Here is a 24,598-nt window from a genome sequence, read left to right as displayed (position 1 = left end):
ATTATGAGCTATGAAAAACTATTGTCCGAAACAAAACTTGGTGAGCTTACATTAGAAAACCGTATTGTTATGGCTCCCATGACACGTTCCCGCAGTTCTGAGCCTGGTAATATTCCAAATAAACTCATGGCAGACTATTATGCCCAACGTGCTTCTGTTGGCCTGATCATTTCTGAAGCGACGCAAGTCTCACTTCAGGGACAGGGATATGCGCGTACCCCGGGCGTTTTCACTCAACCACAAATTGATGGCTGGAAGCTTGTCACAAAGAAAGTCCATGATCATGGTGGGAAAGCATTTCTTCAACTTTGGCATGTGGGCAGGGTTAGCTCTTCAGTAATTAATGGTATGCAGCCGGTCGCACCAAGTGCTTGTCTAGCCAAAGATACTCAAGTGTATACTTTTGACGGAGCACCAAATGGTGATGCTACATTTATTCCAGTAGAAGAGCCGAGGGAAATGCTACAAGCCGATATTGATGCGACTATTGTAGCTTTTGCACAGGGCGCGAAGAATGCACTTGCTGCTGGCTTTGATGGTGTAGAAATTCACGCTGCTAACGGATATTTGATAGATCAATTTCTTCGCAGCAACGCAAATAAGCGAAAAGACCAATACGGCGGCTCGATTGAAAACAGAGTTCGTTTACTACAAGAAATTACAGAAGCCGTAATTAAAGAAGTTGGAAAAGAAAAAGTAGGCGTAAGGTTATCTCCATTTATCCGTTTCAAAGATATGGATGACCCAGAGATTTTGAAAACTATTATGTTTGCTGCCAAAAAACTTAATGAACTTGGCGTCGTCTACCTTCATTTATGTGAAGCTGATTGGGATGATGCACCAGAAATTCCTGAAGATTTTCGCAAGGAGCTACGCTCGGCTTACGCCGGAATGATCATTGCCACAGGGAATAAAACACCAGATGAAGGTGAGTATCTTCTCCAGAACGGGCTTGTTGATCTTATTGGTTTTGGCCGCAAAATTCTTGCGAATCCAGATTACCTTGAAAGGATAAGGCGCAGCACTCCTTTGAATGAAATTACAAATACACACACACTATTTGGTGGGGGTGGTGCCGAAGGCTATACTGATTACCCTTTTCTTAGCCACTAAACCACTGCTGCTGGGTTAAAGAGCTTTTTCACCACTCTCTTTTACATAACGGCAAGCTGGAATGGTATATCTGTGGATAACGATGAGTATAGTGACACCTTTCATCAGGTGATCGGATAAAACTATGTGGTGGAATGTCACTATGCTTTCACCAAAAATCCCTGTCAAAATGACAGGGATTTTTTTTTAGGTGCAGACTGCAAGTATGGGAAGAAAATAATTTTCTTCTCACCCGATACATCGGATGAAAATATCTTAATGCTCCTTTCTCACATAATATCTAACCATCACTAAATTATGTGATTATAATTGAAGCGTTATTATCAAATAAACATACTATAACGTATTGTAAAAGATGTGCCGTTTTAACTGTGGACTTTTTTTAGGGGGGAGGGATCCAGAATGAGCAAACAAGGCCCTTCGTCTACTGAGCAGCTTCTAGATATTGTTCGCAGTAAAGAACAAAAGAAGAGTGTTCAACCAGACACTCCCCCTTTGATGGAAAGTACTCTCTCCTCTACTGCTGATCTTTATCAATTGGCATTCAAGTACGCGAAGTTGATTATTGAAATACGCAAGACAGCTTTGTGTATTCTTGCTGTTGAACAAAGAGCTCTCCATCCTTCGTGCGAGCATTTTATTATTCCGCTTGTTCCTTCAATCCGTAATGACGACGAAAAACTTGCTGAGTTTTTACGTGAAAAAATCATGTTCTGTGCTGCCGGATGTAAGTGTGTTGAACTTTGGGTTCAGCTCCCTTTAGATTCGCTTCACCAAACTCTCATAGAAGTCTCTGCTGCTCGTGGACCACAATTGGATAAGGCAGTGTATTGGCTCCTAAAGTCGCAAATACGAGATCTTGATGAGAAGACGCACTTTATTGATTATAGGGTGAAGCCATCACTAAATAAGAAGAAGGCGCTGCTTCAAGTTGAAGCGACTGTTGCACCGTATGCTGAAATTGATCGGATGAAAGAGTTGTTTAAAAGCGCCGGTCTTTCTCTGAAGGGGATGATCGCAAAGCAATGTGCGGTGAACGCTACAGTAAATGCCCTACCTGAAGTGGAAGAAAGCTTGCTCACATTATATGTTGATGACGAGTTTTCAAGTATTTCTATCTTCGGAAATAATGAGTTCGCTTTTACTCGCACCATACGAACAGGCATTTCCAGTTTTCTTGAGCCATTAAAGGGCACTCCCTATGAAGAAGATAGTGAAGAAGAATTTTCCCCTGTCTCGTATTCGCCCTATCCACATAACTCTCAAGATATCTTTGCTCTTATAGAACCTGTTGCATTGAGGCTTGCACGCCAGATTGAACGAACAATTTCGCATATTGGCAGTAAATCCATATCTACCCCTAAAAAAATTTATCTGGCTGGTGACTACTGTTGGAGTACAGAGTTTAAAGATTTCATAAGCCGTCAAACAGGAATTGAGACTGCTACGCTACCTACCCCTGCACCGGTGAACCTGCCTTTTACACACCTTGACGCCAAGAATCGCCCAGATGCTGTGTTCGCGTTATTGTATGCGACACTATTTATTGAAAGAAACGATGGAATTAACCTGCTGCACAGTTTTTCTGTACGGAGAAAGCTGAATACAAAACGTTTGATACATCTTGTATCCACTGGAGCTCTTGCTGCAGGAGTTTTATTTTTATTTATCAGCTGCATTTGGCAATTTACCTCTAATCGTGAACTTGCCGGCACGATTACATCGGTAAAAGAAAAAATTGAAGAAATGAAGCCGCTTATCACTCAACAGACATTGTTGACTAAAATGGCAGAGTTAGAACGGCGTAGAAAACAAGCGAAAGATATTGGGAAAAATATCATCGCTCCCGCATTATTGGCAGAATTAAACACTATACAAAGTTCAAAGGTTAAACTGTTAGAAGTACAGTTTATTGCGGGTGCTACTCCCTATACGTCAAAAAACAAGAGGGTTGCTGCTGATTCTGCCGTACTGGATGGTATTGTCATTGGTGAACCTCATGAGTTTAATACTTCTCTTGCCATGTACATTTCAAAATTGGGACAGAATCAATTTTTTTCTGTCCCGACAGTGACATTGCGCGAGGAAAAACAAATTCCACATTTAGGAACAGTGCTTCACTTTATGCTTCATTGCACAATTTCTCCCGTTGAACAGACAACAAAGCAGGAGAAGTAAGCTATGAAAAGATTTTGCGATACGATAATTACTCTTCGAAAAACGATTTTTATTTCGTGTGCTGTAAGCTGTGTTGTGTTGATTTTACTTGGTATAATCCCTCTGGCCGGACAACATGCTTCATTAAAAAAAGAACTTGTAGAATATGAAGCCACTCTTGATGAGCAACGGCTTTACTCTCCTGTTTACAAGGCTATTTTATTGGAAACAGCGATGCTTTTCCCTCAGGGAACTCCGGAAATTACATTTAGCCAAAGGCCTTCGGCTGATATTTCTGAACTGCTTACTATAATTGGTAAGAAAGCGATTATTGCCGGTGTTGAGCCTTTTAACATTACTCCCTACCCCGATTCATTTTCAAAGTCGGGTGATGCTTTCAAAGTCGGGTGCGATGTTCGAGGAAGTTATGTAGATTTACAGAAATTTATTATTAATCTTTCAGCGATGACCACACTTGTATCAATAGAAGAAATGGCCGCAATCGCTGATCCAGATGGTGTTTATTGTTCTTTACAGTTGCGCTTTGCCCTTCATGAAAAAAGGAAAGAGCAATGAAATACTCACGAGAGAAAATATTACTGTATTTAACTGTAGTTGCTGGTATTATAGTAATTATCGAATTTATGTCTGGCCCTTCAACCGATGAACAAGTGGCAAAAAATGCTGTAGCAACTTCTGTCGTTGAATCGATAAATAAAAAACTTGAAGAAGGTCGTATCTCAGAGCCGCTACATAAACAAATGACGATTGCTCTTTCTCCGTGGAAAAATGACCCCTTTTTAGAAAGAAAATTTATTCGAGAAGATGGGCTTTTTGCATCAGAACAACAGCAAATAGAAAGTAATTCTGCATATATATATTCTGGGTATGTTAAGGTTGGTAATAAGATTTTCTCTATCATCAACAAGCGCGAATACGCTGAAGGTGAAATTCTTGAAGAAACAAATTTGAAAGTTATAAAAACAGAAACAGATAAAGTAACCTTGCGGGATTTGGATTCCCCTGATGATGATCCTAGATTGATAGTTATTCCGATCGAACAGGAACCGCTAGATCAGAAAAATGCTCCGCCTCAGAGACAAGGAACGAATTAATGCTACGCACTCTTGTCAGTTTGTGTCTTATGCTCTCCTTTTTGGGGGGCTGTGCGCCGATTAAAGAAGAGACAGAAGTAGATCGCTTTATGGAAAAGTGGCAGAGGCTCGCAGAAGAGACTAAAGGGCACTCTCCTACTCCACCATCAACTCCTGGCGATTTACAGGATGTTACTTTTGCCGAACAAGAGGCGGTGTTTGACATTGACCCGCCTAAGAAAGAGCGTGAGCTCCCTCGCACTCTAATTTCTTTGCGTATGTACGACACTCCATTACCTGTAATTCTTGCCACTCTTGGACGTGTAATTAATCAGCCAATTATGGTCAGTCCAACAGTACAGGGAAGTAGTACTGTTTCTGTACAGAATCAGCGCTGGGATTTGGTTGTAAAAAGTTTATTAGCCAATAACGGGCTGAGTTATGAGTGGGAAGGTAATATTCTGCGTATTGTTACTGCTACTGACATTCAAAAAAATGTCGTTATTGAGACGCTTAAGAACAAACGCAGGCACGAAGGGATTATTAAACTTCGCGTTGAGCAGCTGCAAACCGGTATTGTTCGAGTTCGATATGCTGATGCAAAAGCCCTTATGGAAAATCTTCGACCACTGCTCACAAAAGAAGATAATGGAACAACCCGAGGGTCTGTTGAAGCGCACCCTTACACAAACAGTATTCTTGTGACTGCAATTGCCAGTGATCTTAAAAAAATTAGAAAAATGGTTGAGGTTCTCGATAAGCCCCGTAAGCAAGTGCGTATGATGGCGCATATCGTGGAAGCAACAAAAGAGACTGCTCGAGAATTGGGTACTCAATGGGGTGGTTTTTATTCTGATAAAAACTTTACGTCTATTGGCGGTGGTACAGCTGACAAACCAGACTTAGGGACCGGGATTGGCGGAAAAGGTCTTATTACAGACATGACAAGCTTTTTTAGTAAAGCACCGAATACTTCTTTGGCACTTATTGGTGGAGAAATAGCGGGAAACTATCTTGAATTGCAGCTCAAAGCCTTAGAAGAAGATAATAAAATTAATATTCTATCTAGCCCATTAATCGTCACACTGGATAATCAACTTGCGTTTACAGAGAGTGGTGAACGTGTTCCGTATGAGAGTTTTTCAGAAAATACAGGGACAAACGTTGAATTTCAGGACGCAGTGCTACGTCTGGAAATTACTCCGCACATAATTGATCATGAGACATTGCGGCTAAAAATTCTGATTAAAAAAGACGAAGTGGATACTAGTCGAAATGTAGCCGGTAACCCATATATTATTAAAAAACATACTGAGACCACCTTGATTGTCCGGAATGGTGAGACGGTTGTTATCACAGGTCTTTCGAAAACTCGATCTTCCAAATCCCGGGAAGGGATACCGTATGTTCAAGATATACCCGGTATAGGCAGAATGTTCGCCGGTCAGGATGATACGGATAAAATGGAAGAGTATCTTATCTTTATTCAGCCTACGATTCTTCCTCAATGGAAGCCGAACGAAAAGCAAGTCACTCTTGAAGACATTGAAAAACAAATTCTTCAGGAACGAGGTGAAAAGAAACTTGCTGACCAGCTCGAAGAGACACGCAAAAAAGAAGAACGTAAAAAAGAGCTCAGAGAAAGCAGGAAGCGGTTTACAAAATCTGGGAGCCTTCTATACTAATAGTCTAAAATAGTGCGTAAAATTAAGGCGACTTGTAAAATTATACTCATGCAATAGTGTATTATGTAGTAAAACATTCGTAATTAGCAGAAAGTCAACTTTCATTAGGTACATTATGAACTATTACAAGTCACTAAAACTGGATATCGAGCCATTTTCAAACTCGCCGGATCCAGAACTATTCTTCCCTTCAAAGCAGCACGCGCAAGCATTGCAGTGGCTTGAGATAGGTATCCGTTTAAAGCGTGGGCTTCATGTTTTGATTGGAGATATTGGTACCGGTAAAACAACTATTTGCAGAAAGTTGCTGCAAGGTTTAGCTCCGGATGAGTCGGTTAAGGCAATGCTTATTCTTGATCCGGGTTTTTCTTCTGCAAAATCTTTTCTTCAGGAACTGCATTTTCTTTTTACAAGCCGCCACCCTCATCCTGATCGTGACCCGCGTGATTTGAAAGAGATTCTTAAGTCAGTACTCTTTAAACGAACAGTAGACAGAAATGAATTGCTTGTCCTTGTGATCGATGAAGGACAGAAGCTTTCTGAAGAAATGCTCGAAGTTCTTCGTGAGTTGCTAAATTACGAGACTAATAAAGAGAAGTTATTACAAATCATTATCTTTGGGCAAAAAGAGCTGACTGAAACGCTCAATTGTGTTCCCAATTTGAAAGATCGTATTAACAAGCTACTTGTGATTACTCCGTTAACGAAAGAAGAAACAGCAGAGTTTATTCAATTTCGTTTACGCAGAGCAGCAACGGGACCGGAGTACCCCCACTTTTCAAAACGAGCTCTTTCTACCATTTTTAGAGTAACCAAGGGATATCCTCGACGGATTGTAACTCTCTGTCACCATGTAATACTGCGATTGACAACGGCTCAAACGACAAATGCTACAACTCGTCTTGTAAAGAGTGTTTTAAAAGAGAACTCATTCGGCTCTTCAGGTAGAGAGTGGTTGCAGTATCTACAGCTCACAACAGCTGCTGTCCTTCTGGCATGTGCAGTTTACATTGTTGCAGTGCCGAGAACGAACTTTTTAGCACCGCTTCGCTCACTGCTTTTAACTGAGGAAATACAAGATCATATTAGTTATGAACCTAAAGGCACAACCGCAGCAGTTAATCGCACGACAGAACTGATAGAAAGAAAATTCAGTGAATTTTTAGAAAACTCTTCAAGTTTTTTAGCGTCTCTTACTAGTGAGACTCCTTCATCAGCTTTAACATCACAACCCATTGTTTCAGATGAAATTTCATCTGGTACGCAGCAACGGGCAGTGCCTCCCAATGTGCTTGGTGCTGTTCAATTAGCTGAAGGGTATACTTTAAATAAGCTTTTGACGGATGTGTATGGAGAGTATTCAACGCACCTTCTGCATGAAGTGTTGCGTATGAACCCTCAAATCTCACATTCCAGTGTGATTTCTTCTAGCACCCCAGTACTGCTTCCAGCCTTAAACATGCACCCTGTAAGTAATGAAAATCCGAAGTATTGGCTTGAGATAGGTAGAGAACGAGATCTTTCTCAAGCAATTCTTAACGTAACCAACATAAATAAGTTTTATGCCACATTCCGTATTCTTCCTGTTTGGAATGCAGAATCGGGACTTTATTTTCCAATAATCTTACGTACAATTTTTTCAAACCGTGAAGAGGCAGAGAAAATACTCCAAATGCTACCGCATTCAATGCAGAACGAAATTACAATCGTAGAATCCCCACTGATAGACACACTTTATTGCGGGAAAATATAAGCTCCATAACCAGTACTTAATAGAGAGGCATGCACAGTGTTGTGTATGTCTCTTTATTTTTGTAGCAAAATGTTTTTCACCGCTTTATTAAGCCATTCTTTGTGAAGAAAATACTTCGTCTTCCTTTTTATACGACGCACACTTTACGTATAGCTTTCCTTATTTCAATCAGTTTACTTTTTGCATAGATATTGTTTCGTATCTCACTGATTAGTAAGGACAGCATAAAGGAACATTATGGAACGGCAAAGAATTCAGCTTGGCGAGCTCTTGGTTCAAAATGGACTTATCACAAAAGAGATTTTGTCTGAAGCACTTGCGGCTCAGTCAAAGCATAAAATGAAGCTTGGCGATTATCTTGTTCGCGAAGGTTTAGTCAGTGAAGAAGATATAGTTAATCTTGTGAGCGAGCAGCTTAGAATTCCACGCTACTCCCCGGCAAAACATAGCTACGATACGGACATCGCACGACTGGTTGATGCTCAGGAAAGTAAAGAGAACGGCGTCATCCCTCTTAACCGCAAAAATAGGCTGTTAACAGTTGCAACGCTTGATCCATGGGATTGTGACCTTATTGATACACTTGAGATAACGACAGGGCTCGAGGTTGCCCCTGTTATGTGTACTCGACACGAGTTGCAAGCATTGCATAACGCTATTTTTGGTGGAGAATGGGAAGAGAAAATAGAAACATTCGAAAATGTTGGTGATATAGATGCTGAAGAAGCAGAGGATAAAGACAATATCGCCATCAATATTTCTGATAGCGAAGTCGTTGATGAAGCACCTATTATTCGTGTTGTAAACTCTATCCTCTACCGTGCCGTTCGCGAGAAAGCCAGTGATATCCATATCAGTCCGGAAAAAGAGTATATCCAACTTCGTATCAGGGTTGATGGTAAGTTGCGTGAACTTCCCGCTCCGCCCCGAAATATTTTTGGACACATTATATCCCGCATTAAGATCATGAGTGGAATGGATATATCCTCGAGCCTTGTTCCTCAGGATGGTCGATTTACTATTCATATGGAAAATCGTGATATCAACGTCCGTGCCTCTGCCCTACCTACAATTTATGGCGAAAATCTTGTTCTTCGTCTGTTAGACCACAGTGCAGGAAGCATCAGTCTGGATCAGTTGGGTTTATGTGCCGAAGATCAAGATAAGATTGAACGTGTTATCAAGTTACCATATGGGCTGATTATTTCTTCCGGTCCAACAGGTAGTGGTAAATCAACAAGCCTTTACTCCATCTTACGTAAAACCAATAAGCCTGACGTCAATATTATTACACTTGAAGACCCTGTTGAATACCGCATTAACGGGATTCGGCAGGTACAGCTGAATACCAAAGCCGGCATGACGTTCGCCAGCGGCTTACGTTCAATCTTACGTCAGGACCCTGATACAGTCCTTGTTGGTGAGATTCGTGATGGAGAAACAGCGTCTATTGCCACCCAGGCTGCGCTTACTGGTCACCTTGTTCTCTCTACTGTTCATACAAACGACGCATCAGGCGTGCCAACACGTTTTGTTGATATGGGTGTTGAGCCATTTCTTGCCGCTTCAGTTCTTCAGGTTTGTATTGGGCAGCGTCTTATCAGGCGGCTATGCACACATTGCGCTCAGCCACATACACCGACAGACAAAGAAATGGAATTTTGGAAACTGCCTATACCTGAAGGAGCTACTTTTAAGTCAGCTGTGGGATGCAGTCATTGCCACAATTCCGGCTATTCTGGCCGTGTCGCAGTTTTTGAAGTTCTTGAAATCGATGATTCAATACGACATCTCATACTAAAGGAAGCGACTTCACAAGAAATAGCTAATCATGCTGTTGAAAACCTTGATCATCGACTCATGCGTGTAGATGCATTTGAGAAAGCAGCCCAAGGGCTGACGACCCTTTCTGAAGCCATGTCGATTGTTTTAGGATAAGGAGGAAGCTTATGCGTAAATTTTCTTACGAAACAGTTTCCCCCTCAGGAGAACTTACAAAGCAAACAATAGAAGCTTCATCAGCGGAAGAAGCCGAACGCATTCTTGAACAACGTGGAATTCTACTTACAGGTTCTATTCGTGCTGCTGACTTAGACGTTATAACCGTGATTAACCGATTTTTAATGGCAATGACGTCAGTGAAGCCGAGAGAAATCATTCTGTTCACAAAACAGTTCTGTACAATGTTTCGTGTCGGTGTGCCTATTTTAAAGACACTGTCTATCCTTCGTGAGCAGACAGAAAATGTGAAATTACGTCAGACAGTAGAACGGATGGAAAATGATGTTGCATCAGGCTATCCGTTGAGTACAGCCTTTAAAAGGCACCCGAAGATCTTTGACAAATTGTACTGTTCAATGATTCAGGCTGGTGAATCCAGCGGCAGGCTTCCTGAGGTTATGGACAGGCTTATCGACATTATTACGCATGAGCATAAGGTTCGAAAGGATATACAGTCGGCAATGACCTATCCCGCAATCGTATTATTATCACTTGTTGGTGTTTTCTTTGCTTTGCTGACGATTGTAATACCTCAGTTTGCAACTATGTTTTCAAAAAGTGGTGGAGATCTTCCGTGGCAAACACAAGCATGTATTACACTTCATGCTTTTTTACAAAAATGGTGGCCACTTATCCTGCCCGTATTTGTTGCGATTGTAGGAGGCTTGTTCTTTTGGTTGCGTACTCCGCACGGGCGTTATTGGAGAGATGTTTTCATTTTGAAGATTCCTGCCGTGGGGAACGTTATACAAAAGTCTGCGATGTCCCGCTTTACCTCAATTTTTGCTATACTGCAGGAGAGTGGGGTTAATGTTTTAACCAGTGTGGAAATTTTAACAGGAACAATCGGAAATGAGGCGATAGCCCATGAACTTGAAAGCTTGAAGTCAAACCTTCAACAAGGTTCAGGAATATCTGCCCCACTCCGTAATTCAAAATATTTCACACCGATGGTGGTGAACATGATCGTCATCGGTGAGGAGTCCGGTCAATTGAGTGAAATGTTATCAAAAACATCCATGCACTATGACTATGAAGTAAAGTACGCAATTGCTCGAATGACACAGCTACTAGGTCCGTTTCTCATCCTATGCATGGCCGGTCTAATTGGTTTCTTCGCTTTAGCCATATTCTTACCAATGTGGGATATGAGCGCAACACTGAGTTGATAAACAAACCTTGTTAGGAGAAAGTTATGATTAAGAGAAAATTAGAAAATGGCTTCACAATGGTTGAACTGATTGCCGTTCTTCTGCTCATCGGTATCTTAGCGGCTTACGCAGTTCCTAAATTGTATGACACCACCGATTCCGCAGCTAAAAAAGCAGCCTTGCAGGCAACCGCAGAAGGCGTTTCTCTTGTTAAAAACGCTTATGCAAACTGCATGATGGACGACGTGACTCTCGATTCTGCAACCGCTGGTCAAACTTTGCTTAACCGCATGGCTGACGATCTTGGTGGCGAATATGATACCAAATCAAACACCGTTGACCTTGGTGATGAATTCTCAGTAACTTTTGCAGCTGATGGTGCAGATATTATTATTACCGGTAACTACACCGAACCTGACGGAACCATTATTACAAGCGCTGAGCCAAAAACATTTACCGTTCCGACAAAGCAGGATGACAACCGACAATAGTTGTTAACTGTATATGTGTTGTAATAGCGAAAAAGGGTTTACCCTTCTGGAATTAGTTGCTGTTTTTGGGATAATTGCAATTCTTTCCAGTGCGGCGTTTTATTCTATCTCATCACGCTCTTCAGAGCTGATTACAGAGGCAGATTCATTACGTTCGTATATTCGCTACACACAGGCTCGCGCCTTAGCGTATGGAAATACATACATACTCCAATGTTCAGGAAATAGTTATGCCATGTACTACGAATCAGTCAGCACAAAAAACATTGTCACACTTCCTAATGGAGACACACGAGTGAGAATGGCTGACGATATTCGGTTTGCATCGGGAAGAAACTCCTTTGCATTGGCATTCGACAACTGGGGTGTACCCGGTCTTATGGAAAACAACACTGTGACTCCCCTTTCAAGAAGATTTACCATTACTCTTCGAAAGGAAAAACAGACACAGACGATTACCGTAATTCCAGCTACAGGCTTCGTCGAATGATTAGAAGAACAGGGCGGGAGGATTTCCTCCTGCCCATTTTTTAACTGCTAAGCAATGGACTCAATGGTGGTGCCAGTGAAGATTATAAGAAATGGCTACACGATGTTTGAGTTGATTGTTGTCCTACTGCTTATCGGCATTCTTGTCGCTTACGCTATTCCTAATCTAAATAAAACGACAGACTCAGGAGCGCGAAAAGCTGCGCTTCAAGCAACAGCTGAAGGCGTTTCTCTTGTTAAAAATGCTTACACTGATTGCATGATAGACGGCGATGAAATGAACGAAATCAATGCCGGTTCAGTGGTTCTTAACCGGCTGTTTCGTGAGGTCGGTAGTGATTTTGACGGCATCTCCGGTGTTCTCGACCTTGGAGATGGTTTTTCTGTTACGTTAGATGCACTTGGTACAGAAATCTATATTACCGGTAATTACACCGAGCCAGATGGTACTATTATTACAAGTGCAGAAACAAAAACGCTTACCGTCCCTCTCAAAAAAGAAGAGCAATAGGTTTTATGAATGAAAACATGTAACATTCCTCATCCTTCTCTTCCTCATCAAGGGTTCACACTACTAGAGGTCGTTGTTTCTCTTTTGATTCTCGCAATTATGGGAGCAATGCTGGCTAATTTTGGTATTAAAATTATGATCGGTAGTGTTGAGCCGGCTATGCAGACTCAGGAAATATATAATCTGCAACAGGTCATGGAAAATATTACTATTGATTACAACAGACTAATTATTGGTGAATCACAAGCATTATGCCGTTTGGCTGACAAAGTCTCTCATCCAGAGGCCTCGGGGTATGGACTTTATTCAGCACGAATTCGTTTTTTAAAAGCTATAGAGCGTAGCGACGGTGTAAGTCAGTTTGTTGAAACAGGAACAACGAGTCAGAATTGTTCCAGTGCGTCTCTTAATGAATCTTCAATTTTAGAGATAACGTTGTTTTCTCCAGGAACAACGAAGGGCGCCAGCGTTTCGAGTTTATTTACCGTACCAAGTTCTTAATCAATCCGTCTGTTCGAGGACACCATGCATAAGCCCTATGGTTTTACGTTGCTGGAACTTGTTACCACTCTTGCTCTTGTGGGGATATTGTCCACAGTTGGCGGGGCAGGTTTTATTTCTGCGACCAAAGGGTATCTTTTTACAAAAGAAATTAGTGGTAACACGCAAAGTGGTCAGGCCACTATGGCGCGTCTTGGGAAAATGCTACGTAACCTTACCAATATCTCTAAAACCGGAAAAAATGCTTTCAAAGTGACGTATTTGCGAAGCGATGAAAGTATTTCAGAACAAATATCTCTTGTTAAAAATCCCCGAACAGGAATTGGAATTCTTCAGACAGTGCACAGTGGTTCCAATAATCTTCGAATTCCGGCAGGAACCTACCCTATTCAAAAAAATATTACCGATTTTGTTGTCCAGTATCATAGCACTGATACTGAAGGCTGGCAGGACTCCCCTCCTGCGTCGGGGCTTCATAAACTAATGCTCATACGCATTCAGTTAAAAATGGATGTCGCAGGTACTCCTCTCGAGTTTGCAACCACCTTTATCCCCAGAAATGTTTTTTACGCCCCAGAACAATTTGATTCTAATGGGCTCTACAAAGGGTTCGGCTCCTCACCTAATTGTTTTATTGCAACTGCAACATATGGAAGCCCCAATAGCCCAGTGGTTCTTCTTCTGCGTCAATTCAGAGATAGGTATTTAGCAACATGGAGTGGTGGAAGGAAAGTTATAGAATGTTATTACGAATACTCTCCGGCTGTAGCAAAAATAATTCGTGAAAATAGAGTTCTTTTAGTCGTAAGTCGGATCGTGCTACTTCCTCTTGCCGGATTTGCATGCATCGCTTTGTTTTTTCCGTACGGATTATTATGTATCCCCCTACTTTGCATTCTTGGAAAAAATCTTGCCAAAAACGGTGTGCTTAAAACACAAAGACGAGAATCAGGTGGCGTTTTGTTGGGGATAATAGCAGCAATGCTTTTCATGTCGTTATTAAGTACTGCAATGCTCAATATGTATGGCTCCAGTGTGTTGGGCACTGTGAGTTATTCTCTTTCGCCTAAAGCCTACTATCTTGCGGAGTCTGGAATTCGTTATGCAGGGAAAGTATACCTGGAAGAGCTGGCAAATGATAATGGTGAGCCTTCTAATGCTGTGCGTAACCTTCACAACAAGACGTTTGTGTTGCCGGATAAAAAAGACGGTGTTTCTCCCACCGATCAAACAATTCACCTTGATATAGCGACCTATTGGTTTGAAGCCCCCTCTTCAGGGGGGAAATTTTCCAAGCTTTCTTTTTACGGCAACATGTTGGGAGAAATTCCACCCAACTTAGGAACAAATGCTCCAGGATATCTTTACCTTGCAAGCTCTCGCATAATAGTTCCATTTTCAGGAGTTTCGCAAAGTAGTGACGGGCTTATTTTCACCTTAACAAATGAAGTTACGGTACAGCGAGGCGAGGATATTCTGTTCGCAGGACGCGCTACTAAAAAAGCTGCAAGACTTTCAGTCGGAGGAAATCTTTCAATTGGCTCTGCTGTTTCTTTGTTTCCGCCTTCAAATGGCGTTGTGCTTGTTAACAACGGCAAGCAAGAGCAATATGCAATGTACGCAAAAGCCAATTATGCCTCTGGAACTCTTGAGGGGCTGTCAGAAGTGCCCGGACAGACACAGTTTTTGGCTTCTTTTCCTATCACAGCATTCAAAACGGACGTCATTCTTCAACATCATGCGATTATAACTTCAACAGGTTCTATTGGTGCGTTGAACGAACCCATGACGCGTACGATTACTCAAAGCCAGCCTCTCATGGTTGTTAGCAGACTGGTTAGAAAAACTTTTACTGAAACGTTTGATAATCCGGAAGAGTCTGCTTCACGATGGAATACGATTACCGGAAAAGAAAAAAGTATTGAAAATCAGAAAAGTGCTAATGAAGCAGACAATAACGCTTTGGCTGCAACTGGGGGGACAGTTGCCTTTGAAGGGCTGGGGAGTCAAAGCACATCTGTTGAAAGTCTTACAGGACTTGATTCTGAAAACCAGTCAGTGAAAGACATGTTAAAAATGCATGATACATGGGGAAGCGGTGAATCTCTTCAAATTTACGACATGCAAGTTAAGATTAAATTTGATCAAAATGATGATGTGATTCACACGACATTGAACGGGATTCCTATTCCAGAACCTGACTACACGTACGGCTCCTGGCTCTTTGGATTTCGTTTTCATGTAAGGGAGAATGAATCGCTAACGACAATGTTTGGAGTGAGCTTTGTAAATACATACCGTGGGCGTGAGTATAACAATTCATTACGCGGAGATGCTGATTGGGATGGAATCTATGATGATCTTCAGGATAACCATGGGAACAATAAAATTTCTGACTCTGATACCCAGTTTTGGAACGACACTCCGATTGTAAGTGGTGTCCCTTATCTTATCTTTTGGGAGCAATCTTTTGCAGGGAGCGACTTCTCTGCATCAGGTATAACTCTGAGTACAGCTCAACTTCTATCAAAATACCCTTTAGCGGGTATCTCCACCGCCGCCTTTGCTCTCTATAAACGTATTACAGATAATCCACTAGATGGCCCAACATACATCATGCATGTATACCCCACAGCCACAGATGCATTAGCAGCATATGAAGATGGATATATTTTTAATGGGAATGTTACCGGTATTCAAAGTACAGACTACGAATTTTCTAACCCTGAAATCTACTGGAACACTACGAATAACCTTCTTCTCAGTTATCGTGATTCAAATAATATATTATTAACAGCACAGAGTGTGAATTATCGTCCTGCATTTGCGGTTCCTTACGTTGGGTATGCTCTTTCTCCCAAATATAACGTCTTAAACCGTACAGCCGTTGGAAACAATTGGTGGATTCTGGGTACTCCGAATACAGGGGCATATGCAACAGATTCAAATGGAAATTTTTCATCAGAACATCAAGGGTATGTTTTTAAATCCCCTGCTACACCAAGTGATTTTTTTCAGGGACTCCCTCAATGGCTACAAACTCTTTTTAGTGCCGTGCCATCTCTTGTCACTCCTGTAGAAAGTGCCGAGCGTCTGTCTGCTAAACATAGCTATCGTTTCTGGATTCAAGATTGGACTACGCTACAAGCGTCAGTAACAGAATTTAACGCAATAAAAACAGACCTACCTTACTTGTTAGGGGCAAATAAAGTCGTTGTTACAAGTGCCAGCTTTGCGACCCCTAATGGCAACAGCACAGCGACAGGAGATGTGAAAGTTATTGGCCGGACAGCTTATCCGCGATTTGCGCAAGGCTCAGCAAGTTTTCTTTGGCCGGATGACGGTGATGCCTTCTTATTAGCACTTTGGGAATCACGCAAAGGGAATTCATCCAGTAACATTTGGCAACAAAATGATCGATTTGAAAATTACTCAAGTCAGCTACTCGAGTCGGGTGCAGCAGTTGCTCAGCTAGCAGGTATATCTTCTTCAAAAAAGATAGTTTTTCCGGCGACTGACAGTGAATATGATTACATTTTTGCTTTGGCAGGTTCTTTTATTCCCTCCAATGACGCCCCTACCCCAATTACAAGCCCGCTGAATGGTTTTCTACTAGGTCTTCATTCAATGGGAATTGGGGATTTTGGCGACGGGAAAACAGAGAATGTATATTTTGACGACTTTGCCTTGCGACTTTACGAGCGCACACCTGAAGGCTTTTTACCGGGGGTACAGCAGGAAGAGTAGGCACTGCAAGGCAGCGTAGTGCAAGTAAACAAACATTTGAACAATACGGATCATTACGGAAAAATGTGAGGTAGGTATCGAAGTGACAGCGGTATTTGCAGCAATTATAGGATTATGTCTCGGCAGTTTTTACTCCGTTTGTGCAGGACGATATGATACTGCACAAACGATATTCTCTCCTGCACGGTCTTATTGCCCTCGGTGCAGTCATCAGCTTTCAATCTATGAAAATATTCCTTTATTCAGTTACCTTATCCAGCGTGGACGTTGCAGGCACTGTAACGTCGTAATTCCTATCTTTTATCCTTTGCTCGAGTTGATCTCTATGTCTTGGGCGTTACTGTCTCTACAGCGCGCTTCTACGCTTTCAGAATGGATCATACTTATGCTTATTGGCGGGATATGTATTGTTGCTTCAGCAATCGATCTTCGTACTTTTTTACTTCCTAATGTGTTTACATATTCAGGAGCTGTGATTGTGCTGGGAGCAAGCTATGTTGGACTCCTTTCTACAAGTTTTGCCGATTCACTTTCAGGAGCTATCGTTGGTCCTTTTATTCTTTGGGCGGTGGCAGCTCTGTTCAAATTGGCGAAAAATATGGACGGACTTGGATTTGGTGACGTGAAATTTATGGTAATGCTAGGAGGATTTGTTGGGTGGCAAGGATTGTCATGGCTAATTTTAATTGCCTCTATCTCCGCACTTATCTTTGCCTTATTCTACCTTAAAGGGAAGGATGATATCACACGAACCCCTATTCCGTTTGGCCCTTTTTTAGCTTTGGGAGCATGTGTCACATATGTCTACCTTCCAAAAATTCAAGCTTTACTTTAACTTTGTTTATCGAAATATAAAAAAAGGCGCCCTTTCATAATATGAAAAGACGCCTTTTTTACTGGATAGCTAGATGGGAAGAGGGCTTTGTTTACGGAGATAATGTCGATAAAACCCAACAAGGTTGCTGCTAAGGAATAGCAGTTCCATGACTACTGCAACCGGAGAAGATGCAAGGTAATTATGGGGAATCCAAAAAAGAGTACCCACAATCATAAGTAATCGTAGCCGCTTGTCGTGTTTTGAAAAAGCTCCTGCTGTATGAAACATTGTACCGGTAAGGCTTAGCAGGCTAAGGGCTCCTTCGTATGTAAAGACTGTAACGAGAACAGCCATACTTAAGAATACCCACATAGCTTTGCTTGAGGTTGTAAAAACACTTGTTAAGTAACGCAGTGTCGCCACAAGCATTAAAAAACCTGCTGTGTAGTGTCCTAGTAAGAAAAAATGGCTTGAAATCAACACACCAGAAACAAAAAGGCACTGCACTATCCGCTTTCGTTCCTTAAATTGGAACGAAAGAATATCGAACATAATAGCTATACCCACGAGGACTTGAGAAAGAATATAGAAAGACAATATGGCTCCTGTGAATATTGTACTTCGGCTTTAACTACGCTGTTTCTTTAATCGTACTTTCGTACGTTGGCCGCTGGATAAGACCTTCTGCAGAGCGAATATGTAAGTCCATTTGTGGAAACGCGATTTCGATATTATGTTTACGGAATTCTTTATCAATTTCGAAACGTAATTCAGAAATTGTTTTTAGTGAGTAGTCAATATCATCAATCCAGACGCGTAGTACGAAATCAAGGCTGCTGGCACCAAAATCACTAAATAGCACCCAAGGTTCTGGATGCTTTAATACATGCGGATGCGCTCGGGCAATTTCCATCAAGGATTCTCTTACCAGTTCAGTGTCAGACCCGTATGCCACACCAATAAGTACATCACGACGTAATGTAGGGCTGTCTTTTGTCCAGTTTGTTACCTGGTTTGAGATCAGATCTGAGTTAGGAATAATTATGGTAGCATTTTCAAATGTATCGACCACTGTTGTTCTGATGTTGATCTTTTTAACTGTACACCAAAGTTCACCGACCTGAATAATGTCTTCCTGCTGAATGGAACGGCCGAACAGTAAAATTAATCCACTGATAAAGTTGTTAAAGATCGTTTGCATTCCGAAACCGATACCAACGGAAAGACCACCAGCGATAACCGTAAGGCTTGTCAGGTTAACCCCGAGAACGCTCATTGCCAGTACACCGAATAAGGCCCATAAAGAGTACGATGTAATGGTCTGCAAAGAATGCATGGTTCCTCTTTTAGCTCTCGGCCACCCCTGCCCTGTTCTTTTGATGTAGGTATGAATTACAGCAACGGCTGCGCGAGTTAGGAAAAATAGTGCTACGACCATGACAACGTTAAATAATTGGAGTGAAAATCCTTGCCAGCCAAGGGTAAATCCGGCTGTAGCTTTGAATACCCCTGCCCCGAAAAAGTCATATAGCCATAAACAGGCAAGTCCTAAAGAGGCTGTCCAGATAAGCGGGGACAACACACCCATGACAAGAGCTCTAATGAATGGGTACAAGCCGGTTTCAGGTAAACGAGAAATACCGTACACAGCAAGGCAGGTGCCTGCCATACCGATGGTGTATGTGTAATACGCGGTAAACAGAAGCATGCCAGAAAAGACAGCAAGACGACCATAGCCAAGCACAGCAATAAAAATTGAAAGCAGTAATCCCCAGAACCAAGGATGTCGTGTAAGACTGCCGGTAATTTTGATAAAACGCCCGCGCATTACGGCGATAACTGCTGTAATCAAAAGAATCCAAAGCGGGATAACTAACTGTTCTGGCATACCGATAACTAGAATGAGCCCGCCGCCAGCAAAGAGCCATGTTAAAGGGGTTCTCGATGGTTTAGCATAGTCGCTTACGATTCGTCGGATAAGATTTCCAACCCACATTGTACCAAAGCTATAAACACTTGCCCCTACAATGGAGATTACTCCTGTTGTTTGCGGAAAGAAATGCTGCTCGGTCAATAAAATGGATATGCCGATACAGACGACACCCCACGCAGCGCCGAGCTTTCGTACTTCAGGTTTCTCACCCTGCTCAATATGGAAACGTCTTCCCGCAAGAAAACCAAGCGTAGAAAGCACCGTGAGGATCATGGTGAAGACAAAAATTTTACCCATTAGTCCGTCTACAGCATCAGACAAGTGACTCTGCCAGATTGGGAGCCGTAAAGAGAACCAGTTAGAAGGAGAAAAGCGTTGCTGCCAGAAATTTTGTGAAAATGGAGGATTTTTCCCTGCAAGGAAGTAATTTTTCCATTTGGCAGGCAAGTCCTTTTCCATTCTTGTAAGCAGCCCCGCGGTTCTTTTTTGAAGCTTTTCAGCGGAGGCTAATTCTCTTTTTATTCGAGAAAGTTGTTTTTTTAAGGCTCCTTGAAGCTTGTTCAATCGGCCTAAATAACCATCAACATCTCCCACAATTTCTGGAGACATTTTTTTGAGAGCCTTGGTATTTACTTCACCTGTTGCACTGTTAAGGCTTTCAACTCGAGCCTCTACCTGGCTGCGTAGGTCTTTGAGGATATCAACATTTTTTACCAGCTTGCTGTTCAGACTTGCCAGATGAGCATACACCTCACGAAGCCCCATAGGTGTTGATCCGGCAACGCCTTGGCTGAGAATAATTTGTTGATAAGTGGAGTGACTGGAAAAAAGTTCTGCCCGTATTTTACTTAATTGAGTTGCCCCAGCTTCTCGAAGCGCCTTCTCTTCATCTTCAAGAACCGCCAATACTTTCAGTCGTTCTGAATTGATGTCACGAGCCTGTTCTTCGGCGGTCTGTGCGGAAACTGTCAGCGGCACAAGCAAAAGAGAAAAGAAATATAGGAAAAAAAACAAACGCTTCATTAGGAATTCCTTTGCGCATTAGAAACTTCGAGATAAACGTGACAGCTACCAATTTTGTCACAGCCTTTTGCACAATATCTAACCTGTTAGAATCGTCAATACGCCATTACAAATAATAGCATTTACTTTCGAAACAAGGAGCTTTGCCTCAATTTAAAAAATTTATTTTATTACAACAAGTAATGCCGCTGAAGCTTTCCATTTAAGAAAAGCCGCAGCGGCATATGTTTTCATGTCATGCGAGGAAGTATATTTTATTTTTCAGGATGTTACGAACATTAAGCAACACGATACATCCTAGCTTAGTGATGTTTTGACGCTATGGCTTTGCCGTTATCGTAAAGCCCAAGTCGGAAATACCACTACATAGTTCGTCATACGCTTGATTGAGCATTTCTTCTTTATTCCCAACTCCGGAAATTGTCATTATCACATCCAATTCAGGGCTGTTGCCAATGGCTTTAGCCAAGGACTTTGTATAAATTTCAGGGTATTTTTGGGAAATACGAGTTATTACAGGCTCAACATATGCTTCTCCACCGTCATTAACAGTAATGCGACGAGAAAGAGCATTTCCCTGCACGAAAAGGTCTCCAAAAAATTGCTCTAGAGCCTGATTCACAACAGCTTTGTGTTCGGAAGGGATTCCGGGAGCACAGACGACGGATGTTTGCCCTATTTTCATGTGTACTCCCGGTGCAATGCCAACCGTATTGAATAACGGTTCTGAATTTTGGGGAATACACGCCATTTTCTTGCGAGCTGGGGTAAGCTCGGTTTGTTTAATGATGCCCTTGTCAAAAAAATGCTGAAACTGTTTTTTCAACATTTCCAAGGCATCAGGATGGATTTCTACTCCACATCCAGCGGCAATGGCAACTCCTTCTAAAGTAAGGTCATCAGATGTAGGCCCAAGCCCGCCGGATGTAAAAAGAATATCCACGCCACGTTCAACGGCAGCGCGTACTTCTTGAGCAATTGTATCAAGCACATCGGGAATAACTGTTACGCGGTTAACGCTACCGCCCTTCTCATGCATCAGTTTGCATAGCCAATTTGAATTTGTGTCCTGGATGTCGCCAGTTAAAATTTCATTACCGACAATCAACATTTCAACATTTGCAGTTCGTTTCATAATACACATCACACAACTGGTTCTACTCAACGGTAACAATACCATCAGCAATAACAGCCTTGTTGGTAGCCCAGTCCTCAGTTTCTTCTGGATGGTGCGTTGCAAGAATCATCGTTAAGTCCTGATCGGCCAGCCCGTTCAAAATAGTTCGTAAATCCTTACGCGAAGGAGCGTCTAATCCACTGAACGGCTCGTCAAGAATCAATAAAGAGGGACTATTTACTAGAGCGCGGGCAATAATCACTTTTCGTAATTGCCCATACGAAAGAGTATTTGCATTGCGCTCAGCAAGGTTTGCAATTCCCAGCGCAGAAAGTGTTTCTAAAGCAATTTTTTCCATAGCTTGTGTCGGAGTTTTATATAGTCCGACATGCTGCCAAAAACCAGATAACATAACGTCTTGCACCGCTATTTCCATACGATGCAGAGTTTGAAGGCGAGGAGTAACCATGCCTATGCGTTGTTTAATATCCCAAAAATTTTTGTATTCACCACCAGAAGGAATTCGCTCTTGCCCGAACCAACGGACTTCACCCCCTAGTGCTGCTGGAAGCTCTCCTGCAATCATTCGAAGAAGTGTAGATTTGCCGGCACCATTCGCTCCGGTGAAAATCCATCGCTCCCCTTTGTTTATAGTGAGGGTGGTGTGAGTCACAATTCCTGCGGTAGCATTTTTCAGCGCAATAACAGGAGCCTTTTCATCTGTTTTTCGGGCAGGAGGAAGAAGAGAAAAATCCATTGCAGCTGTCTGCGTAATGGCATCTGGATTCAGGGCGGTGTTATCAAGAGGCTCCACATCTTCAGGTTCATCACATGAGCCTTTAAGGCAATCTTTCCCTTTGATGGTTCGTACTCCTGTATGGAGAACTTTTCCCTTCTCAAGTAATAAAATTCGGTTGATACAATCGGGAAGTTCGGTTGCTCTGTGTGTTGCGCATAGTATCTGAACACCATTATCCGCCATTTGGTCAATTCGGCTCATAACTTCAAGTCTTGATGGACGATCAAGGGCATCGACATATTCATCTAAAAAGAGAACTTTGGGGTTGCAAGCCATGGCTCGCGCTAAAAAAAGCCGTTTGATTTGTCCACTTGAACATTCAGGAAGCGGCTTGTCTAACAACTCAGTAACTCCCATTGTGCCCGCTAATTCATAGACTCTTTCCCATTCCTGCTCTGTAGGGCGGGTATAGATTAATGGTGTGTTGTGCAAACCGGTCATCAAAAGTGTTTTACCATTCAACACTCTATCCAGAAGAAGATAGTGATCAATCAACTCTGCTGAAACTGTAGTGGTGAATTCACGAAACCCGATTGGTGATAAAGAAGTCTTACCATTAGTGTCTATGTAGAGCCGGCGTCCCATATTTTGAGTCGGCCAGATATCTCCCCTGACAAGGGAAAGAAACGTACTTTTCCCCGCACCATTTCCACCAATAACTGCCCAATGTTGGCCAGTACCCAGTTCAAACGATACATTAGAAAGAGCCATGGTCTGGTCTTTTCGAACGCTTACATTTTCAAGCGTCAGGATTGGTGAGTAAGGAGGTTGTTTTCTCATTTCGCATCCGCATAGTAATATTTGTCACTCCTACCTTCCTCCCCGATTGGAAGGCAGGAACTGTTTTTTATTGCCGTAAAGAATCTACTAGTAATTTCCCGTAACAAAATTGGCAATTCAATATTGCCAGTAATAACCGACTAAGCAGGTTACCTACTCTTTTTTATATTTTTTGGTTAACACAACTCGCCTTCAGTCTTATACTCCACGCCTCCAAGGAGGAGTTATATGAAAATTACATCAGCAAAACTGGCTTGCTTTTCCCCGACCGGTACATCACGCGCTATTGTCCAAGCAATTAGCGACGGACTTTCCATTAATGAATTTGAACTAGTGGATATGACGAAACCTGAAGTTCGCCAGAAGCCATTACAGACTGCAAACGATGAACTCCTTGTTGTTGCAATGCCTGTATACAGCGGAAGATTGCCAGTGCTTGCAGAAAACTGGTTAAAAGAAATGTCTCTTGCCGGAACTCCGGCCATCTGCGTCGCAGTATACGGAAACAGGGAGTATGATGATGCCTTGCTTGAGCTGCAAGATATAGTGAGAAAGCAAGGTGGTGTTCCTGTTGCCTGTGCAGCATTCATTGGTGAGCATTCTTTTTCTGCCGACGGAACCCCTATCGCTGTTGCACGGCCTGATAAACAAGATCTGGAAAGAGCAAGCGCTTTTGGCACTGCGGTTCAAAAAGTTATAGATTCCTTTGAGCCAAATGCACAAATTCCAGAAATTTCTGTGCCGGGCAACCGCCCTTATAAAGAGCGTAGCAAAGGTGCACCGCTTGATTTTATTGAGATTGGAGAAAACTGTACGGAATGTGGCGTATGTGCTTCAGTCTGCCCTACCGGAGCGATCAGCAAAGCGCTACCGACTACAACCGATCTTGATAAGTGCATTCGTTGCTGTGCGTGCATTAAAGCCTGTCCAGTACATGCGAGAAGCATGAAAGAAGGCGCAATGATGGATATTGCCCGCAAATTGAGTAAAATGTGCGGAGAGCGCAAAGAGCCTGTAACATTCTTTGCTAATTAGCCTTTATACAAAATAAAATGCCCCGAAAGGGGCATTTTATTTTTATCGTGTACACTATCGAGCTTTACGAAAAGCAGCTTCAGTCAAGTGTGCCATTAAACGATGCGAACCTCGCACCGCCTTCTCTTCATTCCCAAACGCCACAGCTTTCATAATACCTCGATGGATTAAGCTCCCCTTCAAGTTGTCTACTCAGGAAGATTAGTATGTGATATTTAGCTAATTATTTTTCTTATTGAATCGAAACTCGCTACTTGGAACAGTAAGAGTTAGCTATTAAACAATAGTAAATGAAAAAGCTATGATCCTGCTACAAACTTGTGGACACATAGTTAAGCCATTATCCTGAATGAAAGAGGAGATGAAAGTGAGTGTCCGAAAACGTAGATCATATGATGCTG

The 24,598-nt window shown here is 42.2% G+C and carries 19 protein-coding genes and 1 pseudogene; 16 read left to right on the top strand and 4 right to left on the bottom strand.

The window, feature by feature from the left end; translation table 11 throughout:
• Window positions 1–3: 3 nt before the first annotated feature.
• From QZY95_RS04040 to QZY95_RS03970, 15 genes and pseudogenes are all read left to right on the top strand, one after another.
• Entirely contained in the window at window positions 4–1,113 is a 1,110-nt protein-coding gene (locus QZY95_RS04040) for an alkene reductase (protein ID WP_290919616.1), read from the top strand.
• 402 nt (window positions 1,114–1,515) lie between these two features.
• Entirely contained in the window at window positions 1,516–3,291 is a 1,776-nt protein-coding gene (locus tag QZY95_RS04035; RefSeq protein WP_290919614.1) for a hypothetical protein, read from the top strand.
• Between the two features lie 3 nt (window positions 3,292–3,294).
• Window positions 3,295–3,846, top strand: a complete 552-nt coding sequence (locus QZY95_RS04030; protein WP_290919612.1) for a hypothetical protein — start codon at window positions 3,295–3,297, stop codon at window positions 3,844–3,846.
• The gene (locus tag QZY95_RS04025; RefSeq protein ID WP_290919610.1) at window positions 3,843–4,385 is read left to right on the top strand and encodes a hypothetical protein; all 543 of its coding nucleotides are present in this window, start codon (window positions 3,843–3,845) and stop codon (window positions 4,383–4,385) included. The genes QZY95_RS04030 and QZY95_RS04025 overlap by 4 nt, the downstream gene beginning before the upstream one ends.
• Window positions 4,385–6,049 carry a secretin N-terminal domain-containing protein gene (locus QZY95_RS04020; RefSeq protein WP_290919608.1) on the top strand — a complete coding sequence of 555 codons (1,665 nt, stop codon included), beginning with the start codon at window positions 4,385–4,387 and terminating at the stop codon, window positions 6,047–6,049. Before QZY95_RS04025 ends, QZY95_RS04020 begins: the two co-directional genes overlap by 1 nt.
• A 115-nt stretch (window positions 6,050–6,164) precedes the next feature.
• Window positions 6,165–7,802: an AAA family ATPase gene (locus QZY95_RS04015; protein WP_290919606.1), complete on the top strand. Its 1,638-nt coding sequence runs from the start codon at window positions 6,165–6,167 to the stop codon at window positions 7,800–7,802.
• Between the two features lie 237 nt (window positions 7,803–8,039).
• On the top strand, window positions 8,040–9,740 hold the full coding sequence (locus QZY95_RS04010) for a type II/IV secretion system protein (protein ID WP_290919604.1): 1,701 nt from the start codon (window positions 8,040–8,042) through the stop codon (window positions 9,738–9,740).
• Between the two features lie 11 nt (window positions 9,741–9,751).
• A complete protein-coding gene (locus QZY95_RS04005) occupies window positions 9,752–10,972 on the top strand; it encodes a type II secretion system F family protein (RefSeq protein WP_290919602.1) in 1,221 nt (406 codons plus the stop codon).
• Window positions 10,973–10,998: 26 nt separating this feature from the next.
• Window positions 10,999–11,445 carry a type II secretion system protein gene (locus QZY95_RS04000; RefSeq protein WP_290919600.1) on the top strand — a complete coding sequence of 149 codons (447 nt, stop codon included), beginning with the start codon at window positions 10,999–11,001 and terminating at the stop codon, window positions 11,443–11,445.
• A gap of 13 nt (window positions 11,446–11,458) precedes the next feature.
• Window positions 11,459–11,935 carry a type II secretion system protein gene (locus QZY95_RS03995; RefSeq protein ID WP_290919598.1) on the top strand — a complete coding sequence of 159 codons (477 nt, stop codon included), beginning with the start codon at window positions 11,459–11,461 and terminating at the stop codon, window positions 11,933–11,935.
• A gap of 75 nt (window positions 11,936–12,010) precedes the next feature.
• Entirely contained in the window at window positions 12,011–12,445 is a 435-nt protein-coding gene (locus QZY95_RS03990; protein WP_290919596.1) for a type II secretion system protein, read from the top strand.
• 9 nt (window positions 12,446–12,454) lie between these two features.
• Window positions 12,455–12,946, top strand: coding sequence for a prepilin-type N-terminal cleavage/methylation domain-containing protein (locus tag QZY95_RS03985; RefSeq protein ID WP_290919594.1), 492 nt, complete (start codon window positions 12,455–12,457; stop codon window positions 12,944–12,946).
• Between the two features lie 24 nt (window positions 12,947–12,970).
• Window positions 12,971–16,693 carry a CFI-box-CTERM domain-containing protein gene (locus QZY95_RS03980; RefSeq protein ID WP_290919592.1) on the top strand — a complete coding sequence of 1,241 codons (3,723 nt, stop codon included), beginning with the start codon at window positions 12,971–12,973 and terminating at the stop codon, window positions 16,691–16,693.
• 82 nt (window positions 16,694–16,775) lie between these two features.
• Window positions 16,776–16,979: pseudogene (locus tag QZY95_RS03975) on the top strand (prepilin peptidase); the annotation flags it as partial.
• 39 nt (window positions 16,980–17,018) lie between these two features.
• On the top strand, window positions 17,019–17,528 hold the full coding sequence (locus tag QZY95_RS03970; protein WP_290919588.1) for an A24 family peptidase: 510 nt from the start codon (window positions 17,019–17,021) through the stop codon (window positions 17,526–17,528).
• A gap of 69 nt (window positions 17,529–17,597) precedes the next feature.
• On the opposite strand, the gene QZY95_RS03965 is transcribed toward QZY95_RS03970, so the two are convergent.
• The 4 genes from QZY95_RS03965 to QZY95_RS03950 all read right to left on the bottom strand — a co-directional run bounded on the left by QZY95_RS03965 (window position 17,598) and on the right by QZY95_RS03950 (window position 23,162).
• Window positions 17,598–18,107 carry a YgjV family protein gene (locus QZY95_RS03965; RefSeq protein ID WP_290919586.1) on the bottom strand — a complete coding sequence of 170 codons (510 nt, stop codon included), beginning with the start codon at window positions 18,105–18,107 and terminating at the stop codon, window positions 17,598–17,600.
• 34 nt (window positions 18,108–18,141) lie between these two features.
• The gene (locus QZY95_RS03960) at window positions 18,142–20,466 is read right to left on the bottom strand and encodes a mechanosensitive ion channel domain-containing protein (RefSeq protein WP_290919584.1); all 2,325 of its coding nucleotides are present in this window, start codon (window positions 20,464–20,466) and stop codon (window positions 18,142–18,144) included.
• 319 nt (window positions 20,467–20,785) lie between these two features.
• Entirely contained in the window at window positions 20,786–21,601 is an 816-nt protein-coding gene (locus tag QZY95_RS03955; RefSeq protein WP_290919582.1) for a competence/damage-inducible protein A, read from the bottom strand.
• 22 nt (window positions 21,602–21,623) lie between these two features.
• A complete protein-coding gene (locus QZY95_RS03950) occupies window positions 21,624–23,162 on the bottom strand; it encodes an ATP-binding cassette domain-containing protein (protein ID WP_290919580.1) in 1,539 nt (512 codons plus the stop codon).
• Between the two features lie 228 nt (window positions 23,163–23,390).
• Between QZY95_RS03950 and QZY95_RS03945 the strand changes: the two genes are divergently transcribed.
• Window positions 23,391–24,197, top strand: a complete 807-nt coding sequence (locus QZY95_RS03945) for an EFR1 family ferrodoxin (protein ID WP_290919578.1) — start codon at window positions 23,391–23,393, stop codon at window positions 24,195–24,197.
• The last annotated feature ends 401 nt before the right edge of the window (window positions 24,198–24,598 follow it).

The sequence above is a fragment of the Halodesulfovibrio sp. genome (assembly GCF_015482765.1).
GTDB lineage: Bacteria > Desulfobacterota > Desulfovibrionia > Desulfovibrionales > Desulfovibrionaceae > Halodesulfovibrio.
This window is presented reverse-complemented; position numbering and strand designations above follow the sequence as displayed.

Bases quoted from the DNA above. Each gene is read 5' to 3' on its own strand.
- QZY95_RS04035 (WP_290919614.1), top strand. From the start codon at position 1,516: ATGAGCAAACAAGGCCCTTCGTCTACTGAGCAGCTTCTAGATATTGTT.
- QZY95_RS03980 (WP_290919592.1), top strand. From the start codon at position 12,971: ATGCATAAGCCCTATGGTTTTACGTTGCTGGAACTTGTTACCACTCTT.
- QZY95_RS03970 (WP_290919588.1), top strand. From the start codon at position 17,019: ATGTCTTGGGCGTTACTGTCTCTACAGCGCGCTTCTACGCTTTCAGAA.
- QZY95_RS04000 (WP_290919600.1), top strand. From the start codon at position 10,999: ATGATTAAGAGAAAATTAGAAAATGGCTTCACAATGGTTGAACTGATT.
- QZY95_RS04005 (WP_290919602.1), top strand. From the start codon at position 9,752: ATGCGTAAATTTTCTTACGAAACAGTTTCCCCCTCAGGAGAACTTACA.
- QZY95_RS03960 (WP_290919584.1), bottom strand. From the start codon at position 20,466: ATGAAGCGTTTGTTTTTTTTCCTATATTTCTTTTCTCTTTTGCTTGTG.
- QZY95_RS04040 (WP_290919616.1), top strand. From the start codon at position 4: ATGAGCTATGAAAAACTATTGTCCGAAACAAAACTTGGTGAGCTTACA.
- QZY95_RS03995 (WP_290919598.1), top strand. From the start codon at position 11,459: ATGTGTTGTAATAGCGAAAAAGGGTTTACCCTTCTGGAATTAGTTGCT.
- QZY95_RS03950 (WP_290919580.1), bottom strand. From the start codon at position 23,162: ATGAGAAAACAACCTCCTTACTCACCAATCCTGACGCTTGAAAATGTA.
- QZY95_RS03985 (WP_290919594.1), top strand. From the start codon at position 12,455: ATGAAAACATGTAACATTCCTCATCCTTCTCTTCCTCATCAAGGGTTC.
- QZY95_RS03945 (WP_290919578.1), top strand. From the start codon at position 23,391: ATGAAAATTACATCAGCAAAACTGGCTTGCTTTTCCCCGACCGGTACA.
- QZY95_RS04015 (WP_290919606.1), top strand. From the start codon at position 6,165: ATGAACTATTACAAGTCACTAAAACTGGATATCGAGCCATTTTCAAAC.
- QZY95_RS04020 (WP_290919608.1), top strand. From the start codon at position 4,385: ATGCTACGCACTCTTGTCAGTTTGTGTCTTATGCTCTCCTTTTTGGGG.
- QZY95_RS03955 (WP_290919582.1), bottom strand. From the start codon at position 21,601: ATGAAACGAACTGCAAATGTTGAAATGTTGATTGTCGGTAATGAAATT.
- QZY95_RS04025 (WP_290919610.1), top strand. From the start codon at position 3,843: ATGAAATACTCACGAGAGAAAATATTACTGTATTTAACTGTAGTTGCT.
- QZY95_RS04030 (WP_290919612.1), top strand. From the start codon at position 3,295: ATGAAAAGATTTTGCGATACGATAATTACTCTTCGAAAAACGATTTTT.
- QZY95_RS04010 (WP_290919604.1), top strand. From the start codon at position 8,040: ATGGAACGGCAAAGAATTCAGCTTGGCGAGCTCTTGGTTCAAAATGGA.